Here is an 18,732-nt window from a genome sequence, read left to right as displayed (position 1 = left end):
TGACCGGCACCACTGTCCGGCTCGTCGGCCCCCTTCAGCGAGGAGTCACATGCCCATCGCCCCCAGCGCCCCGAGTCCCGACCAGGTCTTGCAGGTGCCGAGTTCCTCCTGCGGGACGGTGGAGGAGGATTGGATCGACCGCAACGGAGACATGGACATCCGCCACTACCTGGACATCGGCGCCCTCGCCACGGACCAGGTGGTCCGCGCCGCGGGGATCGACGATGACTGCCGCGCTGACCGGAGGATGGGCGTGTTCACCGCCCTGCTGGCGCTGATCATGGACCGCACCCATGGCCGGCTGGCCTGCCTCTTCGAGACGGTCCTGGTGCACGTGGACCTGCAATCGCGGTCCAGCACGGCCTTCCCCGAGGACGTGACTGCTGCCTACGATCGCCTGCAGGCTGAGGACCGGGCCCGTTCCACCTGGCCGGCCCCGGTCTGTGGCATCCTCGGACCCACGCGACGATCTTCTGGAGATAACTCATGACGCAGCACACCGCAGCGGAGACCTTCCGGCAGGCACGGGACCACCTCCTGGACTGCCGCACCGATCCGGACACCGCACACCGCACGTTCGTCTGGCCACGCTTTGAGCACTTCAACTTCGCCTCGGACTGGATCGATGACATCGCGGCCGGACCTCGTGGTGAGCAGCCGGCCCTGGTGATCGTCGAGGAGGATGGCCGCGCCGAGCGGCGAGCCTACCGTGAGCTCTCGGAGCGGTCCCACCAGGTGGCGGCCTGGCTCTCCGGGATCGGGGTGCGGCGCGGCGACCGGGTGATCGTGATGCTCGGCAACCAGGTCGAGCTCTGGGAAGTCATGCTGGCTTGCTTCCGGCTCGGCGCACCCGTGATCCCCTCCACGCTCATGCTCGGTTCCGCTGACCTCGCGGACCGGGTGGAGCGCGGCGAGGCCACCTGGGTGGTGACCAACGGTCCCGAGGTCCCGAAGTTCCGGGACATCCCCGGTGACTTCCAGATCGTCCACCTGGGTGCGATCCCGGACGAGGGCGCCCCGGACCGCCCACTGCACGACTGGCAGGACTCCTCCGCCGCCCCGGCGGAGTTCCGCCTGGACTCCCCTACTCGGGCCGACGAGACCCTGCTGCTCTACTTCACCTCGGGCACCACCTCCCGGGCCAAGCTCGTGGAGCACACCCACACGTCCTACCCCGTAGGACACCTGTCCACCATGTACTGGATCGGGCTGGAGCCGGGAGACGTGCACCTCAATGTCGCCTCCCCCGGCTGGGCCAAGCACGCCTGGTCCAATTTCTTCGCCCCGTTCATCGCCGAGGCCACCGTGTTCCTCTACAACTACGGACGCTTCGACGCCGTGGCGCTGATGGACCAGATGGCACAGGAGAAGGTCACGAGCTTCTGCGCCCCGCCCACCGTCTGGCGGATGCTCATCCAGGCCGACCTGTCGCAGCTGGAGACGCCACCGGCGAAAATCGTGGCCGCGGGTGAGCCGCTCAATCCCGAGGTCATCGCCCGCGTGGAGGCGGCGTGGGGCAGCCAGATCCGTGACGGCTTCGGCCAGACGGAATCCACCCTGCAGGTCGCGAACACCCCCGGCCAGCCCGTTCGCCCTGGTGCCATGGGCCGTCCCCTGCCCGGGTATGACGTGGTGCTGATCGACCCGGACACCGGGGAGGAGCAGGCAGATTCGGGAGAGCTGTGCCTGCGCCTGGACCCCCGGCCCGTCGGGCTGACCCCCGGCTATTGGGGCGACCCCGAGAAGACGGCCTTCGCCTTCCGGGATGGCCTCTACCACACGGGCGACCTGGTCTCTCGGGACGCCGAGGGCATCATCACCTATGTGGGGCGCAACGACGATGTGTTCAAGGCCTCCGATTACCGGCTCTCCCCCTTCGAGCTGGAGTCCGCCATCATCGAACACCCCGCCGTGGCCGAGGCCGCCGTGGTCCCCTCGCCCGATCCGATCCGTCTGGCCGTGCCGAAGGCTTACGTCCGCCTGGCCGAGGGGTGGGAGCCGACCGAGGCGACGGCGCGCGCCATCCTGCAGCACTGCCGGGACACGCTGGCCGCCTACAAGCGCATCCGCCGGCTCGAATTCCATGAGCTGCCCAAGACCATCTCGGGCAAGATCCGCCGGGTCGAGTTGCGCCACCGCGAGGAACAGCTCCATCCCGACGGCGGCGCCGCACCCGCCGCGGCCGGTGGCGGTTCCGCGTCGGTCGAGTACACCGACGAGCTGCTGCGCTGAGTCAGCCCATGATCCGCCGCGCCTGCCGCAGGATCGGCTCGTCCACCATGCGGCCCCGGAACCGGAAGACCCCCGGCTGCACCTCCGCCTCGGCCAGCACCGCCTCGGCCCATTCGCGGTCCTCGGCGCTCGGCGCATAGGCCTGCCGGATCACGTCCGCCTGGGAGGGGTGGATGCAGGCGGTCGCGGCGAAGCCCGAGGCCACCGCGTCCTCGGCCTCGGCCCGCAGCCCCTCCAGGTCGCCGATGTCCATGAACACCGTGTCCACCGCGACCTTCCCGGCGGCGTTCGCGGCCACCAACACCCGCGAACGCGCGTACCGGGCCACCTCGCGGTACTGCCCGGCGCGCGGGCCCGCCGCGAAGCGGCTGGACCGGCCCGCCATCGAGGCCACGAGGTCCTCGGCGCCCCACATCAGCGCGACGACGGCCGGGTGCCGGGCAATCTCGAAGGACCGTTCCACCCCGGCGGCCGTCTCGCACAGGGCGATGACCCGGTAGCCGGCCTCGTGCAGGTGGTCCAGTTGGGCCGGGTCCTCCATCTTGGCGACCATCAGCGTCCGGTACCGGCCGCCGTCGAGCGCGGCGAGGTCCAGGCGGTGCTCCTCCGCCGTCTCACCGCCCACCGGGTTCACCCGCACGATGGTCGACGCAGGATCCAGCTCCGAGGCAGCCACGTGCTCGCGTGCCGCCGACTTGTCCGCCGGCGCCACGGCGTCCTCCAGGTCAAGGATCACCGCGTCTGCCGCGGCGGCCGCCTTGGCGTAGCGGTCGGGCCGGTCGGCGGGGCAGAACAGGATGGACGGGCCCGGGATCCGGTCGGCGGCGGTCATGCCGCACCGCCCGACGTCGGCCGTTCGGTCACCGCTCCCCCGGCGCCTTCCGCGGCACCCTCCGCTGCGAGCGCCTCCGGGGAGACCTGCATCAGCGTGGACCGCTTCGCCGTGGCCACCACCGTCCCGTCCTGATTCCGGGCCGTGTGGTGGAACTCCACGATCCCCTGGTGCGGCCGGGACGTCGACCGGCGCTTGCCCGCGATCAGCGTCTCGGCATACAGGGTGTCCCCGTGCCGGACCGGCGCGGGGAAGGCCACCTCGGAGAAGCCGAGATTGGCCACGATGGTCCCCTGGGTCAGCTGTGCCACGGACAGCCCGACCAGCGTGGAGAGGGTGAACATGCTGTTGACCAGCGGCTCGCCGAACTCGGTGCCCGCGGACCAGGCGGCGTCCAGGTGCAGGGACTGCGTGTTCATGGTCTGCGTGGTGAACAGGACGTTGTCCGCCTCGGTCACCGTCCGGCCGGGGCTGTGCGCGTAGACCGCCCCCTCCTGGATCTCGTCGAAGTACAGTCCGCGCTGCACGATCCGCTCCCCGCTCATGCGGCCCCCTCCTCCTGGTCGGTACCCGCGTTCTCCGCCGGCGTGATCACCGCGAGCGCCTGCCCGCGGGAGACGGCGTCCCCCACGGCGGCGTGCAGCGCCACGGTCCCGGCCACGGTGGAGCGGATGACGTGCTCCATCTTCATGGCCTCGACCACGATCACCGGATCGCCCTCGGCCACCGTGTCCCCGTCCGCCACGGGGGTCAGCAGCACGGTGCCGGGCATGGGCGAGACCAGCGTCGGGTTGGACTCGGCCTCTCCCTGGATGCTGTGGTCCGCGCGGACCCGGCGGATGTCGAAGAGGGCTCCCCGCCGGGTGAGCTGGACCCCCTCGGGCCCGACGACGGCCGTGAAGCTGCGCCCGACGCCGCCGATGGTGACGGTCACGTCCTGCCCCCGGCGCGTGACGAGCGCGGGCAGGGAACTGGCCCGGCCGGCGTCGGGCCCGGTGTTGGCCTCGACGACCACGCCGGGGGCGTCCACGGTGCCGGAGAGCAAGACCGTCCGGGTGGTGCCGTCCGCCGACACCAGGGGGAAGCGCCGGGGTGCCGGGGCCCCCAGCCGCCAGCCGTCGCGGCGGCGCCACGGATCGGCCGAGGATCCTCGGGCGGCGTCCATCAGCAGGGCAGCCTCACGGAACTCCCGCTCCCCCGGCTCAGCGAACCTGATCGAGTCGAACTCGCGGGCGATCAGGCCGGTGTCCAGGTCCCCGGCGACGACGGCCGGCAGCTGGAGCAGCGCGCGCAGGAACTCGACGTTGGTCGTGAAGCCGACCACCGCCGTGTTCTCCAGCGCCGCGACCATGCGGGCCCGGGCCTCCTCGCGGTCCCGGCCCCACGTGATGACCTTGGCGAGCATCGGGTCGTAGTCGATGGAGACGCTCAACCCGTCCTCCAGCGCCGTGTCCACGCGAACGCCCTCCCCCTCGGGGTGACGCACGTGCTCCACCAGCCCGCCGGTCGGCAGGAAGCCGGCGGAGGGGTCCTCGGCGTAGATGCGGGTCTCGATCGAGTGGCCGTCCAGGACGATGTCCTCCTGGTCCAGCTCGAGCACCTGGCCGGCGGCGATCCGCAGCTGCTGCTCCACGAGGTCCACCCCCGTGATCTCCTCCGTCACCGGGTGCTCGACCTGCAGGCGGGTGTTCATCTCCATGAAGAAGAACTCGTCCGGGGAGTCGGCGGGGACGATGAACTCCACCGTGCCGGCCCCGCGGTAGCCCACGGAGCGCGCGGTCTCGCAGGCGGCCTCACCGATCCGGGCGCGGGTGGCCGGATCCAGCAGGGGCGAGGGGGCCTCCTCGATCACCTTCTGGTGGCGGCGCTGCAGGGAGCACTCGCGCTCGCCGAGGTGGATGACGTGGCCGTGGGCGTCGGCGAGGACCTGGACCTCGATGTGCCGCGGGGTCGTGACGTACCGCTCCAGGAACAGCGTGTCGTCGCCGAAGCTCGCGGCGGCCTCCCGCCGGGCGGCCTCCAGCGAGATGGCGAGCTGGTCCTCGGACTCCACCACGTGCATGCCCTTGCCACCGCCGCCGGCGGAGGGCTTGATGAGCAGCGGGTAGCCGATCCCCGGGGCCGCCGCCGCGAGGGCGTCGTTGTCCATCCCGGTCTTCGCGATGCCCGGGACGGTCGGCACCCCTCGCGCCTCGACGGCGTTCTTGGCGGTGATCTTGTCACCCATCACCCGGATGGACTCCGCCTCGGGGCCGATGAACACGATCCCGGCGTCCGCGCAGGCCTGGGCGAAGGCGGCGTTCTCGGCCAGGAAGCCGTAGCCGGGGTGGATGGCCTCGGCCCCGGTCGAGCGGGCGGCGTCCAGGACAGCCTCGATGTCCAGGTAGGACTGGGCCGCGGGGGCCGGGCCCAGCCGCACGGCCACGTCCGCCAACCGCACGTGGCGGGCGCCGGCGTCGGCGTCGGAATACACCGCCACGGAGCGGATGCCCATCGAGCGCAGCGTGCGGATCACCCGGCAGGCGATCTCGCCGCGGTTGGCGATGAGGACGGTGGTGAACATGGTCTGGGGGCCTGTCTGGGTCACTGCTGCTGACATGGGGCTCACATCCTGAAGACGCCGAAGGAGGACGTCTGGCTCGTCTGGCCGGCGGGGGTCTGGGCGGTGCGGTCCGAGGGCTGCCGCATCACGACGTCGAGGGCCAGGCCCAGCACGTCGCGGGTCTGGGCGGGCTCGATGATGCCGTCGTCCCAGAGTCGGGCGGTCGAGTAGTAGGGGCTGCCCTGCCGCTCGTACTGCTCCCGGGTGGGCGCCTCGAACGCGGCCTGATCCTCGGCGCTCCACGTGCCGCCGGAGGCCTCGATCTGGTCCCGGCGCACGGTGGACAGCACCGAGGCGGCCTGCGGGCCGCCCATCACGGAGACCCGGGCGTTCGGCCACAGCCAGAGGAACCGGGGCGAGTACGCGCGGCCGCACATCGAGTAGGTGCCGGCCCCGAAGGAGCCCCCGACGACGACGGTCAGCTTGGGCACGGAAGCGGTGGCGACCGCGTTGACCATCTTGGCGCCGTGCTTGGCGATGCCTCCGGCCTCGTACTCGCGGCCGACCATGAACCCCGTGATGTTCTGCAGGAACAGCAGCGGGATGCCCCGCTGCTCGCACAGTTCGATGAAGTGGGCACCCTTGAGGGCCGACTCGGCGAAGAGCACCCCGTTGTTGGCGAGGATGCCCACCCGGTGACCGTGGATCCGCGCGAAGCCGGTGACCAGGGTGGTGCCGTACCCGGCCTTGAACTCGTGGAAGCTGCCGGAGTCGATGGTGCGGGCGATGATCTCCCGGGCGTCATAGGGGGTGGTCAGGGACACCGGGACCACGTCCGAGAGCGTCTCCGGAGAGTGCTCGGGCTCCGCCACGGCGGCCGGGACGTAGGGCAGCTCCGCGGTGTCGGGGAGGGTCGCGACGATGTCCCGCACGATCTGCAGGGCGTGCTCGTCGTTCTCCGCGAGGTGGTCCGTGACGCCGGAGACCGTCGAGTGCACCTCGCCACCACCCAGGTCCTCGGCCGTGACGATCTCGCCAGTGGCCGCCTTCACCAGCGGCGGGCCGCCGAGGAAGATGGTGCCCTGGTTTCGCACGATCACCGTCTCATCGCTCATGGCGGGCACGTAGGCGCCGCCCGCGGTGGAGGATCCCATGACGGCGGAGATCTGGGGGATGCCGTCCCGGGACATCCGGGCCTGGTTGTAGAAGATGCGTCCGAAGTGGTCCCGATCCGGGAAGACCTCGTCCTGCATCGGCAGGAAGGCCCCGCCGGAGTCCACGAGGTAGAGGCAGGGCAGCCGGTTCTCGGCGGCGATCTCCTGGGCGCGCAGGTGCTTCTTCACCGTGATGGGGTAGTAGGTGCCGCCCTTCACGGTGGCGTCGTTGGCCACGATCATCACCTGGCGTCCCTCCACCAGGCCGATGCCGGCCACCACACCGGCGGCCGGGGCGTCTCCGCCGTACAGTTCGAAGCCGGCCAGGGGTGCCACCTCGAGGAAGGGGCTGCCCTCGTCCAGCAGGGTGTCCACGCGGTCCCGGGCCAGCATCTTGCCGCGTTCCGTGTGCTTGAGGCGGGATCGCTCCGGCCCGCCGAGGGCGGCCGTGGCACGCCGTTCGCGCAGCTCGGCGATCAGCTCGGGGTAGGTTGTCGACATCAGGGGCGCCGTCCTTTGGGTGATCAGTCGGTAACTGAAATCAGGTTAGCGGCCAGTAACCGAAGTTGTCTATGATGGATACACCCGGATCCGCAGGAGGACCAGATGACCGCAACCTGGCGGGCCACGCAGAAGGCCAACCGCCGCGCCGCGTTGATGGAGTCCGCCGCCCGGCTGTTCGCCGAGCGCGGCTTCGCCGCCGTGTCCACCGCGGAGCTCGGCGAGGCCGTGGGGATGAGCGGCCCCGCCCTCTACAAGCATTTCCCGTCCAAGGACGCACTGCTCGCGGAGATCCTCGTGGACGCCTCCGAGCGGCTGCTGGACGGATGCCGGACCATCCTGGCGGAGGACTCGCCGGAAGACTCGCCGGAGGAGGCGCGCGGCGGCGCCGCGGACACCCTGAGGCGCCTGATCCGGTTCCACCTGGAGTTCGCCACCACCGATCCGGACGTCATCCGTATCCAGGACCGCGAGCTGCCCGCCCTGGCCCCGGCGGACAACCAGGAGGTGCGCCGGTTGCAGCGCGAGTACGTCCAGCTCTGGGACGGGGTACTGGCCCGCCTGGACCCGGCCATGCGCGACGGCGAGCGCCAGGTCCGCCTGCTCGGCACCTTCGGCCTGCTCAACTCCACCCCGCACAGCGCCCCGGTCTCCACCGGGGATCCGGCGGGCGTCATCCTGGCCGGGATGGCCTACCGCTCCCTTACCGGCGGCACCTCCCCCGCCGTCGCCGCCGCTGCGGGGAGCGCGGCATGACGGCCCCGGGCACGCTCCAGCCGATCCCCCAGGCCGCGACCGTCCTGCTGCTCCGCCCCGGAAGGGCAGCTGCCGCCGGAACCCCCGAGGTCTTCACGATCACCCGGTCGACGAAGCTCGCCTTCAGCGCGGGCGTCTCGGCGTTCCCGGGCGGCCGGATCGACCCCGCCGACGAACTGCCCGCCGCACTCTGGGAGGGCACCGACCTGGACGCCTGGGGAGACCTGCTCGGGCTGGATCCGGCCGCCGCGGGGAAGGTGCTGGCCGGGGCCGTGCGGGAGACCTTCGAGGAGACCGGCATCCTCGTGGCGCGGCACCGGGACGGGACCCCGGTGGACCCCGCCTCCGTCAACGCCTGGCCGGAGGACACCCGGATCCGCATCGAGCGCCACGAGCTGGACTTCGGCGACCTGCTGACGGAGCAGGAGCTACTGCCGGATGTGACCGGCATGGCGCCCCTCGCCCGCTGGATCACCCCCGAGGGCGCCTCCCGGCGGTATGACACGTACTTCTTCGCCGCGGCCCTGCCGGAGGGCCAGGTCCCGGGGACGCTCTCCTTCGAGGGCACGGCCAGCCGGTGGACCACGGCGGGCGACGCCCTGCAGGACTTCCGCACCGGACGTCATCAGCTCATGCCGCCCACGTGGGCCATGTTCCGCGCCCTGGCCGCCGCGCGGTCCGCGGAGGAGGCCGCGTCCACCCCGGGCGAGATGACCGCGGTGCAGCCCACCGTCGGTCCGCCGCCAGCCAGAAGCGTCACCGGGTTCCCCGAGGCGGACTCGTTTGCGGACGATCTCGCGGCCTATCGCACGGCCACGCACCGGGAGTGACGGTCATGTTTTCCGCGCCTTGACGCGTTCGTCGTCTTCAACGAAGCGACTCGGCAAATTGGCACTCAAGATATTCACTTTCTGACAGTTCCGAGGATTGACTCGAACTTTTCTGGCATTTCCGCCCCGAGGAGTCTTGCGGGAGTCAAGACTGGATCCCAACGAAGCAGCGATCCACCGCTTCGACCGCCAGATCCAGCCAGACCCCAAGGAGACTGCCATGACCGAGCAGACCAACCAGCACACCCCGGCCTCCGCCGAGCAGATCCAGCACGACTGGGACCACAACCCCCGCTGGGAGAACACCGAGCGCAGCTACACCGCCGAGGACGTCGTCAAGCTGCGCGGCCGAGTCCAGGAGGAGCACACCCTGGCCCGCCGTGGGTCCGAGAAGCTCTGGAACCAGCTCACCGCCGAGCACGCCGAGGGCTCCTACACCAACGCCCTGGGTGCCCTGACCGGCAACCAGGCCGTGCAGCAGGTCAAGGCCGGGCTGCGCGCCATCTACCTCTCCGGCTGGCAGGTCGCCGCGGACGCCAACCTCTCCGGCCACACCTACCCGGACCAGTCACTGTACCCGGCCAACTCGGTGCCGCAGGTGGTGCGCCGCATCAACAACGCCCTGATGCGCGCGGACCAGATCGAGTTCTCCGAGGGCGTCCAGACGGTCGACGACTACCTGGTCCCGATCGTCGCCGACGCCGAGGCCGGCTTCGGCGGCCCGCTGAACGCCTACGAGCTGATGAAGTCCATGATCTCCTCCGGCGCCTCCGGCGTGCACTGGGAGGACCAGCTGGCCTCCGAGAAGAAGTGCGGCCACCTGGGCGGCAAGGTCCTCATCCCGACCGGCCAGCACATCCGCACCCTGAACGCCGCCCGCCTGGCGGCCGACGTGGCGGATGTCCCCTCCGTGGTCATCGCCCGCACCGACGCGGAGGCCGCCACTCTGATCACCTCGGACGTGGACTCCCGGGACGCGGACTTCATCACCGGCGAGCGCACCGCGGAGGGCTTCTACAAGGTCCGCAACGGGATCGAGCCCTGCATCGCCCGTGCCAAGGCCTACGCCCCGTACTCCGACCTCATCTGGATGGAGACCGGGACCCCGGACCTGGAGCTGGCCAAGCAGTTCGCCGAAGCCGTCAAGTCGGAGTTCCCGGACCAGATGCTCTCCTACAACTGCTCGCCGTCCTTCAACTGGCGCAAGAACCTGGACGATGCCACCATCGCCAAGTTCCAGCGCGAGCTCGGGGCCATGGGCTACACCTTCCAGTTCATCACGCTGGCCGGCTTCCACGCCCTGAACCACTCCATGTTCGACCTGGCCAAGGGCTACCAGGAGCGCCAGATGTCCGCCTATGTGGAGCTGCAGGAGCGCGAGTTCGCTGACGAGGCCCGCGGCTACACCGCCACCAAGCACCAGCGCGAGGTCGGCACCGGCTACTTCGACGCCATCTCCACCGCCCTGAACCCGGAGAGCTCCACGACCGCGCTCGCCGGCTCCACCGAGGCCGGACAGTTCTGATCGCCTGATCCGCACCACCCCGCTCTGTACCACCCACCCCACGGGCGACGCCGGCCCCCACCCGACCGGCCGGCGTCGCCCCGGGGTTCTTCAACCTCTACCCCGCCACCAGCCCTGGGGCTCTTCATCCTCTTTCCGCTTTCCCGGCGCGCAGCGCACGACTCCCCGAGGAGACTCCCATGTACCCCACCGACCAGCCCATCACCCTCAACTCCGTGACCATCACCGGTCCGCACCAGCCCCGCCAGGAGGAGATCCTCACCACTGATGCCCTCGACTTCCTGGCCACCCTGCACCGCCGCTTCAACGGCCGCCGCGCCGAGCTGCTGACCCGGCGCGAGGAGATGCGCCAGCGGATCTCCGAGGGGTGGACCCCGGACTTCCTGCCGGAGACCCGCACCATCCGTGAGGACGACTCGTGGCGCGTGGCGCCCCTGGCCCCGGGGCTGAAGGACCGCCGCGTCGAGATCACGGGCCCGGTGGACCGGAAGATGACCATCAACGCCATGAACTCCGGGGCCAAGTGCTGGCTGGCGGACTTCGAGGACTCCTCCTCGCCGTCCTGGTCCAACATGCTGGGTGGCCAGGTCAACCTGCGGGACGCCATCCGCCGGCAGATCGACTTCACCTCACCCGAGGGCAAGGAGTACAAGCTCGGCGGGGTGCAGCTGGTGGACCGGCCCACGATCATCGTGCGCCCCCGCGGCTGGCACCTGGACGAGGACCACCTGCTCGTGGATGGCGAACCGATGGCCGGCGCGCTCGTGGACTTCGGCCTGTACTTCTTCCACAACGCCAAGGAGCTGCTGCGCCGCGGCGTGGGGCCCTACTTCTACCTGCCGAAGACGGAGAACCACCTGGAGGCCCGGCTGTGGAACTGCGTGTTCGTGGTGGCCCAGGACCTGCTGGGGATCCCGCAGGGCACCGTGCGCGCCACCGTGCTGATCGAGACGATCACCGCCGCCTTCGAGATGGAGGAGATCCTCTACCAGCTGCGCAACCACGCCGCCGGCCTGAACGCGGGCCGCTGGGACTACATCTTCTCCATCATCAAGAACTTCCGGGACCGCGGCGAGGACTTCGTGCTGCCGGACCGCGCGGACGTCACCATGACGGCGCCGATGATGCGCTCCTACACCGACCAGCTGGTACGGGCCTGCCACCGGCGCGGTGCCTCGGCGATCGGCGGCATGGCGGCCTTCATCCCGAACCGCAGGGATCCCGAGGCCAACGAGAAGGCCCTGGACAAGGTGCGCGAGGACAAGACCCGTGAGGCGTCCGACGGCTTCGACGGCTCCTGGGTGGCCCACCCGGACCTGGTGCCGGTGGCCATGGAGGTCTTCGACGCGGTGCTCGGGGAGACGCGCAACCAGATCCGTTCCAACCGGCGCGAGGACGTGCAGCCGGACGCCGAGGGCCTGCTCGCCGTGTCCGGGACCCCGGGCTCCATCACCGAGGCCGGCGTGCGGATGAACCTCGAGGTCGGCATCCGGTACGTGGAGTCCTGGCTGCGGGGCAACGGCGCCGCCGCCATCCACAACCTCATGGAGGACGCCGCCACCGCGGAGATCTCCCGGTCCCAGATCTGGCAGTGGATCAACGCCGGGTCCACCGCTCGTCTCGCCGAGGGCGGCGAGCGCACCGTGACCCGCGAGTGGGTCCAGGAACTCATGGACGAGGAGTTCGGCCGGATCGACCGGGCCGAGGGGGACCGCTTCGACGACGCCCTCGAGGTCTTCGCCGGGTCCGCCCTGGCGGAGGAGTACCCGGACTTCCTGACCCTGCCGGCCTACCGGAGGTTCCTCTCCGCCACGGCCCCGGCGCGCCAGGAGCTGGCCGGCACCCCGGCCTGAGCCCACCCCTCAGGCGCAGAGTGACCCCGCCCCCACCGTCGTGACGGGGTGGGGTCACTCTGTGCCCCGAGGGCCAGGTCTCGAAACAGGGCGGCACCGGGCCCTACGGTGTCCACCATGGACATGAAGATCGAGCTCGTCGCCCTCCCGGTCACGGACGTGGACCGGGCCAAGGCGTTCTACGTGGACCAGGTCGGGTTCACCGCCGACCACGACTACGTGCTCTCCCCCGAATTGCGTTTCGTCCAGCTCACCCCGCCGGGTTCCGCCTGCTCTATCGTGCTGGGCACCGGCATCACCGAGATGGCGCCCGGCTCCCAGAAGGGCGTCCAGATGGTGATCGAGGACGCCGACGCCGCCCGCGCCGAGCTGAGATCACGCGGGGTGGAGTGCAGCGAGGTGGACGAGCAGGACTGGGGCCGCTTCGTCTACTTCGCCGACCCCGACGGCAACACCTGGTCGCTGCAGCAGATGCCCGCCGCCACCTGACGGCCCGGCTGAAGCCTGACGGGGAGACACCTACCAGGCCGGCAGCTCCGGCAGGGGGCCGCCGGCCTCGACGCCCGCGGTCTCCCCCCGTGCCAGCCAGGCGAGCAGGCCCTCCCGGTCGGACTCGACCCTCAGGGCGCCGTCGCCGATGACCCATTCATCGCGCTCCTCGGTCACCAACGTCAGGCCGGGGGCGTTCCGGACGCGCATGGCGCGGACGGCGGCCTCCACCGCGTTGAGCAGGGAATCCGGGTCCGCCTCCTCGATGGTCCAGGCCGTGTCCAGGTCGGCGTGGTGGACCACCACCTCGGAGGTGCGGACGGCAATCAGGGAGGTCGCCGGGATAGGCATGGTGCCGATGCGCACCTCCTCCGCCCGGATCTCCCCGGTCAGCCGCTCGGACTGCTCGGCGAAGTACCGGGACGCCTCGACCAGCTCGGCGATGAGTTCCTTCCGGGGCATCGCCGCGATCCGGGCGATGTCCTCGGCGCGGGCCTCCGGCGAGGCATAGACAGCCTGCTCCTCGCCGGTGACCGCCCAGTCCACCATCCGCACCAGGGCGCGGGCGTTGGAGGCCAGGTGCGCCACCACGTCGGCCCGGCTCCACCTCTCGCAGAGCGAGGGGGCGGCCAGCTCGTCCTCGGAGAGGGACTCCACGGTGGCCAGGAGCATGGCGGTCTCGCGCTCCAGCCGGGACTGGTCGGAGTGCAGGCGTGCGGGATTGATCATGGGCCCACCCTAACGATCCGGCCACGACGCACTCGAACGGATATGCCGTGAACGACCGGTTGCTCCTGAGTGCTTGCCCCCTCCGGCGGGGGTGGCCAGACTGGGAGCCCCGCCCCCCGAAGGAGTCGTCATGGACCACGTGAACCCGGAAGTGCCCGAAGAAGACCGTCTGGAGCAGTCGGAGGCCGTGACCGCCGAGGAAGCCGAGGATCCTGTGGCCGCGGCGGCCGCCGCCGCCCACCGGCATGACGACGAGCGGGCCGCCGAGTGGGAGGACGAGTCCTTCCCCGCCTCGGACCCGCCATCGAACTACTGAATCTGGAGGTCGAAAGCGGCCCGTTACCCGCGGCTACCGGCGGGTAAATGGGCCGCTTTCGACCTGCAGGTGAAGGACTCAGACGGTGGTGACCGCGAGCTCCTCGTCCAGGCGGGGCAGGCGCGGGAACCAGGCGTCGGCTCCGGGCTTGCCGACGTTGACCACCATGAAGGCGTTCCAGGTGGTCCCGGCGTTGAAGTCGGCGTCCACGCCGGCGAAGTCCCAGCCGGTCATGGGCCCGGCGGCCAGGCCCTGCGCCCGGACGGCGAGCATGAAGTAGCCGGCCGCCAGCCAGGCGTTCTGGCGGGCGATCAGCGCGCGGGCGTCCGCGTCCGCGGTGAACATCTCCTTGCGCTCCGGCGCGTGCGGGAAGAACACCGGGAAGTGCTCGTGCCAGTCGGCGTCCCAGGACAGCACGGCCACGGCCGGCGCGGCCATTGTCTTGGTCGAGTTGCCGCCGCCGTGGGCCAGGAGCCGGGCCCGCTGCTCCTCGGACTGGACCCAGGTGATGCGCAGCGACTGCAGGTTCATCATGGTCGGGCCCATCTTGGTGAGGTCGTAGATGGCCCGCAGGGTCTCCGCGGAGACCGGCTCGTCGGAGAAGGTGTTGGCCGTGCGGGCGTCATGGAACAGCTGGTCCAGCGCCTTCGGGTCCACGGGCTCCATCGGGGTGGCCTCGGTGTTCAGCACGGTCTCGGTCACGGTCTCTCTCCTTCGGGTCGGCGGCGGCGCCGCGCCTTCTCCAGGAGGGGCACCAGGAGTGCATAACCGTGGGACTCGTGGACGGTATTCCCCGGAGGCGGGCGCTGTGGCCTACGACTCACCCTCCGGCAGTTGCCAGGCCTCCAGCTCCACGCGCTCGTCCTCGGTCAGCGCCCGGGACGATCCCGATCCGTCCAACCAGACCAGGATGGAGTCCACGGTGAAGACCGGACGCCCGTTCTGGATCCCCCGCTGGCGCAGCGTGTAGGACTTGGTCCCGATCCTCACCACGGACACCTGCAGGGTGATGGCGGGGGCGTACCGGGTCTCGGCGTGATAGTCGATCTCCTGGCGGGCCACGACGATGCTGCCGCCCTCGCCGCCGCCCTGGCGCTGGGACGCCAGGAACTGGTGGAACCGGATCCGCGACTCCTCGGCCAGCGTCACGATCTTGGCGTTGTTGACGTGGCCCTGCGCGTCCTGGTCAGACCAGCGCAGGTCCATCTCCAGCTCATACGGTGTGGACACGGTTTCTCCTGACTCCTCCGATGGTGGTCGTGGCCCGGGCCGCCATCCGGGCGGCCTCGACCCTCTCCCGCGGGCCGGCGATGAAGACCAGCTCCGTGTTGCGCAGGTGGGACACCGTCCCCACCTTCTGGCCCGTGGGCGAATGGATGCCGATGCTGGCGCCGACGTAGCGCTTGGAGTCGAAGCCCAGCACGGCCACCTCCTCGTGACCGGCCTCCCGCAGGGACGCCTCCATGTCCTCCGCCGTGATCCACGATTCGTCGTTGTAGGAGACGATGACCACCTCGGCCCGGACCCTGGAGAGCACCTCGGCGAGCGCGGCGGGCATGGTGCGCTTGGAGTTGAAGACGCTGCGGGTGTCCTCGTCCCGCACGTCCACCCGCTTGCACGCCACTCCGTAGTGCTCGGGCTCGTCCCACCGGACCAGGGTCTCCCAGACGTGGTAGTTGGCGTAGTAGCGGTGCTGGTTGTACGGCGGGTCCACGTAGTAGAGGTCCGCCGCGGGCAGGGTGTCCACCGTGTCCATGACGTCCCCGACCACCACGGCGCCGGGCCCGTCCAGCAGAGCCGGCAACCGCAGTTCGAGGTCCCGGCCGGAGCGCCGGGCCCAGGACTTCAGGTACGCCATCTGGATGCCCGTGGTGGAGTCCACCCGGTCGGCCGCCTCCATCAGGGAGGTCAACAGGATCGAGTACCAGCCGGTTCCGGCGTACTCGTCCTCGATGCGCTGGCGGATCGCGTCGATCCGCATGCCGTTCTTGGGTTGGAAGTAGCGCGCCTGCTCGCAGAACGTCGCCGTCACATAGCCGCGGGCCGGCGTCGTGCCCTGCAGGTCCGCCAGGATGGCGGCGAGCTCCGCGCGGTCCGTGGTCCGCGCGTCGGTGGCGATGTAGCAGCCGGCCAGCACGCCGGTGTAGGTGGCGCGGTCCGAGGCCGTGGTGTACAGGCCGCGGCGTTTGAATTCCTGGGCCACGCGGGTGGTCCCGGAGAAGAGGTCGACGGCGGTGCGGGCGCCGACCGCGTCCGCCATGGCCCCCAGCGTGGGCACCAGCAAGCGCTTGGAGCCCAGGTACTTGATCATGCCTCGAACCTAACCGACACCCGACGTGCGGCGGTGGAAGGCGCGGCGCCCGGTCGCGGCGGTTCAGGCGGCACGCGGCCGACGGAGGCTCAGGACCACGGCCGGGACGAGCAGCAGGATCACGGCCATCCACAGCGACCCCAGTCCCCACGCCTGGTAGGCCGCGGCCCCGGCGATGGCCCCCACGGCGATGGCGCACCACAGCGTCAGGTACCGCAGCCAGAGGGTGCGGTTCCCACCGGTGAGGGCGTGGGCCAGATGTTGCCCGGTCTTGACCAGGGTCCCCGTCATGTACGTCAGCCCCACGGTGACCTCCCCGCCACGGGTGAAGGTGCCGTTGACCGCGCCCATGCTTGCCGCGATGGCCGGCGGGACGGCGATCAGCAGGGCGGGGACAGAGGCGAAGACGGCGGCGAAAAGCAGGAGGATGAGGGCGACCCAGACGGCGGTGGAGCGCGGACCGGAGGGCCGGGTGCGCCGGGACTGGAGGGCTCGCACGCGCAGCGCCAGGGAGGAGAGCACCACACCGACCACGAAGAAGAACACCAGCCCTATGGCCTTCGCCCAGCCCAGCAGGTCGCCCGTGGCCAGCTCCGAGCCGGCCCGGGTGGAGTTGCCGGACATGAAGGAGACGAAGTACCCGCCGAGGTGGATGAAGGCGAGCCCGTCCACGAATCCGGCGGTGATCGTCAGGACCGCGGCGAGCAGTCCCTGACGGAGACTCAGGTTTCCGGCCACAGCCTGCTCCTCTCCCCTGGGCTCGACGTCTCGACTGTACTCGGGTACTCCTCGTCCGGACGTAGCTCTAAGGTGGTTCCCAACGCCACCGCAACAGGACAGGATGACAGGTGACACGAAGAACCGGCGATGTCGCTCGGCCCGCCAACGGCCTGAGGCCCAGCGTCCGGTGTCCAAGACATTGAGCGAGGAAACAAGAGAGGACACCCCGTGCCCATCAAGGATCCGATTGACGCAACGCTCGACGCGGCCGACGCCCCGGCGCCGGATCACGGCGAGAAACCCGATGATCCACCCAAGCTCAAGGGCGCAAGCTGGAAGTACGCCTTCAAGCGCGCCCTGAAGGAGTTCGGCACCGACAGCGGCACCGACCTGGCCGCCCGGCTGACCTACTACATGGTGCTGTCGCTGGCGCCGGCCCTGCTGGCCATCTTCTCGATCATCACGCTCGTGCTGGCCAACAACGCCGGCACGGTCACCACGCTCGTGGACGACCTGGTCCAGCAATACGTGCCGGCGGACTACCAGAGTCTCGTGGTCGACCTCGTGGACACGATGATCAGTTCCGCCACCGGGGGCGTCATCGCGTTGATCATCGGTATCGCCACCGCCTTGTGGTCGGCCTCTGCCTACGTCAAGGCGTTCTCGCGCTCCATGAACGCCATCTACGGGGTGGAGGAGGGGCGTGGGCTCGTGAAGCAGCTGGGGACCATGCTGCTGGTCACCCTGTCCCTGCTGCTCGGCGTGGTGCTCATCCTGGTCTCGCTCGCCCTGAACCAGTCGCTGGTCGACGGCGTCCTGGGCCCGATCGCCGACCCCCTCGGGCTAGGCGGCACGCTGACCTTCCTGACCGAGACCTTCCTGCCGATCTGGGCCTGGGTCAAGTGGCCGGTCATCCTGGCGCTCGTGATCACCATGATCGCCGTGCTGTACTACTTCACGCCCAACGTGAAGCAGCCCAAGTTCACCTGGGTCGGTATCGGCTCGGTCGTGGCGATCGTCGGCATCGCGATCGCGGGTGTGGCCCTGTCCATCTACTTGTCGCAGTTCGCCGGGTACAGCTCCTATGGAGCCATCGGCACCGTGATGGCCCTGCTCTTCGTCCTGTGGATCTTCAACATCGTGCTGCTGCTGGGTGCTGAGGTCGACGCGGAGGTCGAGCGCGCGCGGCAGCTGCAGGCCGGGATCCCGGCCGAGGAGATGATCCAGCTGCCGCCCCGCGACACGGCCAAGGTCCTGAAGGCCAAGGAATCCCGGGACCAGCTGGAATCCGAGGGGCGGGTGCTGCGCCTGACCTACGGCTCCGGAGGCCAGGAGGACTGACCCGGCTCCGGCCGGACGGATGGTTCACGACGCCGGCCCGGCGTCTCCCCGCGGCGTCGCACCCCAGGTGCGGCGCCGCCGTCGTTCCCCTGCGTTTTCCGGGCAGAGATCACCGGTGATCTCTGCCCGCAAAGCGGATGGGACGGGGCAGAATGGGGCCATGGCCACCTCCTCAGCGCAGCCCGACCAGCCCACCGAGCCGGCGAAGACCACAGCCCAGAAGCTGTTCATCAAGCCGACCGACGTCCTGTACCTCGGCGGGGGCCACCAGGGATTGCACGCCCTGCTGGATCCCCTGCCGGAGGGTGTGACCCTCACGCAGGAGATCACCCAGGCCACGGCCGTCATGCTGTTCGCGCAGGACCAGAGGTCACTGGACGGCGTGCTGGACGATTGGCTGGAGCCCGCCCTCGGTGCCCGCGTGCTCTGGATCGGCTACCCGAAGGGCGGACGCTCGGACATCAACCGGGACACGATCTGGAAGCACATCGAGGCCCGTGGGCACCGCCTGAACGCGAACATCCCGCTGTCCGGGGAGTGGTCCTCGGTCCGGGTGAAGACCGGCTCGTAGACTGGGGGGGCAGCGCGCCGGCACGATCCG

The 18,732-nt window shown here is 70.3% G+C and carries 19 protein-coding genes; 10 read left to right on the top strand and 9 right to left on the bottom strand.

Going from position 1 to position 18,732, the window contains the following annotated elements; translation table 11 throughout:
* Window positions 1-49 precede the first annotated feature (49 nt).
* Both RE421_RS05055 and RE421_RS05050 read left to right on the top strand, forming a co-directional pair.
* Window positions 50-490 carry a thioesterase family protein gene (locus RE421_RS05055; protein WP_309815326.1) on the top strand — a complete coding sequence of 147 codons (441 nt, stop codon included), beginning with the start codon at window positions 50-52 and terminating at the stop codon, window positions 488-490.
* A complete protein-coding gene (locus RE421_RS05050; protein WP_309815323.1) occupies window positions 487-2,232 on the top strand; it encodes an AMP-binding protein in 1,746 nt (581 codons plus the stop codon). Before RE421_RS05055 ends, RE421_RS05050 begins: the two co-directional genes overlap by 4 nt.
* Before the next feature lies 1 nt (window position 2,233).
* Here RE421_RS05050 and RE421_RS05045 read toward each other — a convergent pair whose 3' ends face one another.
* Genes RE421_RS05045 through RE421_RS05030 form a run of 4 tightly spaced genes read right to left on the bottom strand, consistent with a single transcriptional unit; the run spans window position 2,234 to window position 7,261 of the window.
* Window positions 2,234-3,064 (bottom strand): CoA ester lyase, encoded by an 831-nt coding sequence (locus RE421_RS05045; protein WP_309815320.1) that lies wholly within the window; start codon window positions 3,062-3,064, stop codon window positions 2,234-2,236.
* Window positions 3,061-3,609, bottom strand: coding sequence for a MaoC family dehydratase (locus tag RE421_RS05040; protein ID WP_309815316.1), 549 nt, complete (start codon window positions 3,607-3,609; stop codon window positions 3,061-3,063). Before RE421_RS05040 ends, RE421_RS05045 begins: the two co-directional genes overlap by 4 nt.
* Complete coding sequence (locus RE421_RS05035) at window positions 3,606-5,663, bottom strand: acetyl-CoA carboxylase biotin carboxylase subunit (RefSeq protein WP_309815313.1); 2,058 nt, start codon at window positions 5,661-5,663, stop codon at window positions 3,606-3,608. Before RE421_RS05035 ends, RE421_RS05040 begins: the two co-directional genes overlap by 4 nt.
* A gap of 5 nt (window positions 5,664-5,668) precedes the next feature.
* On the bottom strand, window positions 5,669-7,261 hold the full coding sequence (locus tag RE421_RS05030) for a carboxyl transferase domain-containing protein (RefSeq protein WP_309815311.1): 1,593 nt from the start codon (window positions 7,259-7,261) through the stop codon (window positions 5,669-5,671).
* Window positions 7,262-7,366: 105 nt separating this feature from the next.
* On the opposite strand from RE421_RS05030, the gene RE421_RS05025 reads away from it, so the two are divergent.
* From RE421_RS05025 to RE421_RS05005, 5 genes are all read left to right on the top strand, one after another.
* A complete protein-coding gene (locus RE421_RS05025; protein WP_309815309.1) occupies window positions 7,367-8,017 on the top strand; it encodes a TetR/AcrR family transcriptional regulator in 651 nt (216 codons plus the stop codon).
* Window positions 8,014-8,847 carry an NUDIX hydrolase gene (locus RE421_RS05020; protein WP_309815305.1) on the top strand — a complete coding sequence of 278 codons (834 nt, stop codon included), beginning with the start codon at window positions 8,014-8,016 and terminating at the stop codon, window positions 8,845-8,847. The genes RE421_RS05025 and RE421_RS05020 overlap by 4 nt, the downstream gene beginning before the upstream one ends.
* 220 nt (window positions 8,848-9,067) lie before the next feature.
* The gene (gene aceA / locus RE421_RS05015) at window positions 9,068-10,372 is read left to right on the top strand and encodes an isocitrate lyase (RefSeq protein WP_309815302.1); all 1,305 of its coding nucleotides are present in this window, start codon (window positions 9,068-9,070) and stop codon (window positions 10,370-10,372) included.
* A gap of 179 nt (window positions 10,373-10,551) precedes the next feature.
* The gene (aceB, locus tag RE421_RS05010; protein WP_309815299.1) at window positions 10,552-12,225 is read left to right on the top strand and encodes a malate synthase A; all 1,674 of its coding nucleotides are present in this window, start codon (window positions 10,552-10,554) and stop codon (window positions 12,223-12,225) included.
* A 117-nt stretch (window positions 12,226-12,342) separates the two neighbouring features.
* Complete coding sequence (locus tag RE421_RS05005; RefSeq protein WP_309815297.1) at window positions 12,343-12,714, top strand: VOC family protein; 372 nt, start codon at window positions 12,343-12,345, stop codon at window positions 12,712-12,714.
* A gap of 30 nt (window positions 12,715-12,744) precedes the next feature.
* On the opposite strand, the gene RE421_RS05000 is transcribed toward RE421_RS05005, so the two are convergent.
* On the bottom strand, window positions 12,745-13,443 hold the full coding sequence (locus RE421_RS05000; protein ID WP_309815293.1) for a maleylpyruvate isomerase family mycothiol-dependent enzyme: 699 nt from the start codon (window positions 13,441-13,443) through the stop codon (window positions 12,745-12,747).
* A gap of 130 nt (window positions 13,444-13,573) precedes the next feature.
* On the opposite strand from RE421_RS05000, the gene RE421_RS04995 reads away from it, so the two are divergent.
* On the top strand, window positions 13,574-13,759 hold the full coding sequence (locus tag RE421_RS04995; protein WP_309815292.1) for a hypothetical protein: 186 nt from the start codon (window positions 13,574-13,576) through the stop codon (window positions 13,757-13,759).
* 78 nt (window positions 13,760-13,837) lie between these two features.
* On the opposite strand, the gene RE421_RS04990 is transcribed toward RE421_RS04995, so the two are convergent.
* From RE421_RS04990 to RE421_RS04975, 4 genes are all read right to left on the bottom strand, one after another.
* Entirely contained in the window at window positions 13,838-14,461 is a 624-nt protein-coding gene (locus tag RE421_RS04990; protein WP_396134580.1) for a malonic semialdehyde reductase, read from the bottom strand.
* A gap of 111 nt (window positions 14,462-14,572) precedes the next feature.
* Entirely contained in the window at window positions 14,573-14,989 is a 417-nt protein-coding gene (locus RE421_RS04985; protein ID WP_309815289.1) for a thioesterase family protein, read from the bottom strand.
* The gene (locus RE421_RS04980) at window positions 14,973-16,070 is read right to left on the bottom strand and encodes a DNA adenine methylase (RefSeq protein ID WP_309815286.1); all 1,098 of its coding nucleotides are present in this window, start codon (window positions 16,068-16,070) and stop codon (window positions 14,973-14,975) included. The genes RE421_RS04985 and RE421_RS04980 overlap by 17 nt, the downstream gene beginning before the upstream one ends.
* Window positions 16,071-16,133: 63 nt before the next feature.
* Window positions 16,134-16,808, bottom strand: a complete 675-nt coding sequence (locus RE421_RS04975; RefSeq protein ID WP_309815283.1) for a DUF1275 family protein — start codon at window positions 16,806-16,808, stop codon at window positions 16,134-16,136.
* A gap of 210 nt (window positions 16,809-17,018) precedes the next feature.
* Here RE421_RS04975 and RE421_RS04970 point away from each other — a divergent pair, with 210 nt between their 5' ends.
* Both RE421_RS04970 and RE421_RS04965 read left to right on the top strand, forming a co-directional pair.
* On the top strand, window positions 17,019-18,131 hold the full coding sequence (locus tag RE421_RS04970; protein ID WP_309815280.1) for a YihY/virulence factor BrkB family protein: 1,113 nt from the start codon (window positions 17,019-17,021) through the stop codon (window positions 18,129-18,131).
* Window positions 18,132-18,291: 160 nt separating this feature from the next.
* Window positions 18,292-18,702: a DUF3052 domain-containing protein gene (locus RE421_RS04965; RefSeq protein WP_309815277.1), complete on the top strand. Its 411-nt coding sequence runs from the start codon at window positions 18,292-18,294 to the stop codon at window positions 18,700-18,702.
* The last annotated feature ends 30 nt before the right edge of the window (window positions 18,703-18,732 follow it).

Source organism: Citricoccus sp. I39-566 (assembly GCF_031432995.1).
In the GTDB taxonomy this organism is placed as follows: domain Bacteria; phylum Actinomycetota; class Actinomycetes; order Actinomycetales; family Micrococcaceae; genus Citricoccus; species Citricoccus nitrophenolicus_A.
Note: the sequence above shows the minus strand (reverse complement) of the source record. Positions and strands in the feature narration are given on the sequence as shown.

Bases quoted from the DNA above. Each gene is read 5' to 3' on its own strand.
- RE421_RS05055 (WP_309815326.1), top strand. From the start codon at position 50: ATGCCCATCGCCCCCAGCGCCCCGAGTCCCGACCAGGTCTTGCAGGTG.
- RE421_RS05050 (WP_309815323.1), top strand. From the start codon at position 487: ATGACGCAGCACACCGCAGCGGAGACCTTCCGGCAGGCACGGGACCAC.
- RE421_RS05045 (WP_309815320.1), bottom strand. From the start codon at position 3,064: ATGACCGCCGCCGACCGGATCCCGGGCCCGTCCATCCTGTTCTGCCCC.
- RE421_RS05040 (WP_309815316.1), bottom strand. From the start codon at position 3,609: ATGAGCGGGGAGCGGATCGTGCAGCGCGGACTGTACTTCGACGAGATC.
- RE421_RS05035 (WP_309815313.1), bottom strand. From the start codon at position 5,663: ATGTCAGCAGCAGTGACCCAGACAGGCCCCCAGACCATGTTCACCACC.
- RE421_RS05030 (WP_309815311.1), bottom strand. From the start codon at position 7,261: ATGTCGACAACCTACCCCGAGCTGATCGCCGAGCTGCGCGAACGGCGT.
- RE421_RS05025 (WP_309815309.1), top strand. From the start codon at position 7,367: ATGACCGCAACCTGGCGGGCCACGCAGAAGGCCAACCGCCGCGCCGCG.
- RE421_RS05020 (WP_309815305.1), top strand. From the start codon at position 8,014: ATGACGGCCCCGGGCACGCTCCAGCCGATCCCCCAGGCCGCGACCGTC.
- aceA (WP_309815302.1), top strand. From the start codon at position 9,068: ATGACCGAGCAGACCAACCAGCACACCCCGGCCTCCGCCGAGCAGATC.
- aceB (WP_309815299.1), top strand. From the start codon at position 10,552: ATGTACCCCACCGACCAGCCCATCACCCTCAACTCCGTGACCATCACC.
- RE421_RS05005 (WP_309815297.1), top strand. From the start codon at position 12,343: ATGGACATGAAGATCGAGCTCGTCGCCCTCCCGGTCACGGACGTGGAC.
- RE421_RS05000 (WP_309815293.1), bottom strand. From the start codon at position 13,443: ATGATCAATCCCGCACGCCTGCACTCCGACCAGTCCCGGCTGGAGCGC.
- RE421_RS04995 (WP_309815292.1), top strand. From the start codon at position 13,574: ATGGACCACGTGAACCCGGAAGTGCCCGAAGAAGACCGTCTGGAGCAG.
- RE421_RS04980 (WP_309815286.1), bottom strand. From the start codon at position 16,070: ATGATCAAGTACCTGGGCTCCAAGCGCTTGCTGGTGCCCACGCTGGGG.
- RE421_RS04965 (WP_309815277.1), top strand. From the start codon at position 18,292: ATGGCCACCTCCTCAGCGCAGCCCGACCAGCCCACCGAGCCGGCGAAG.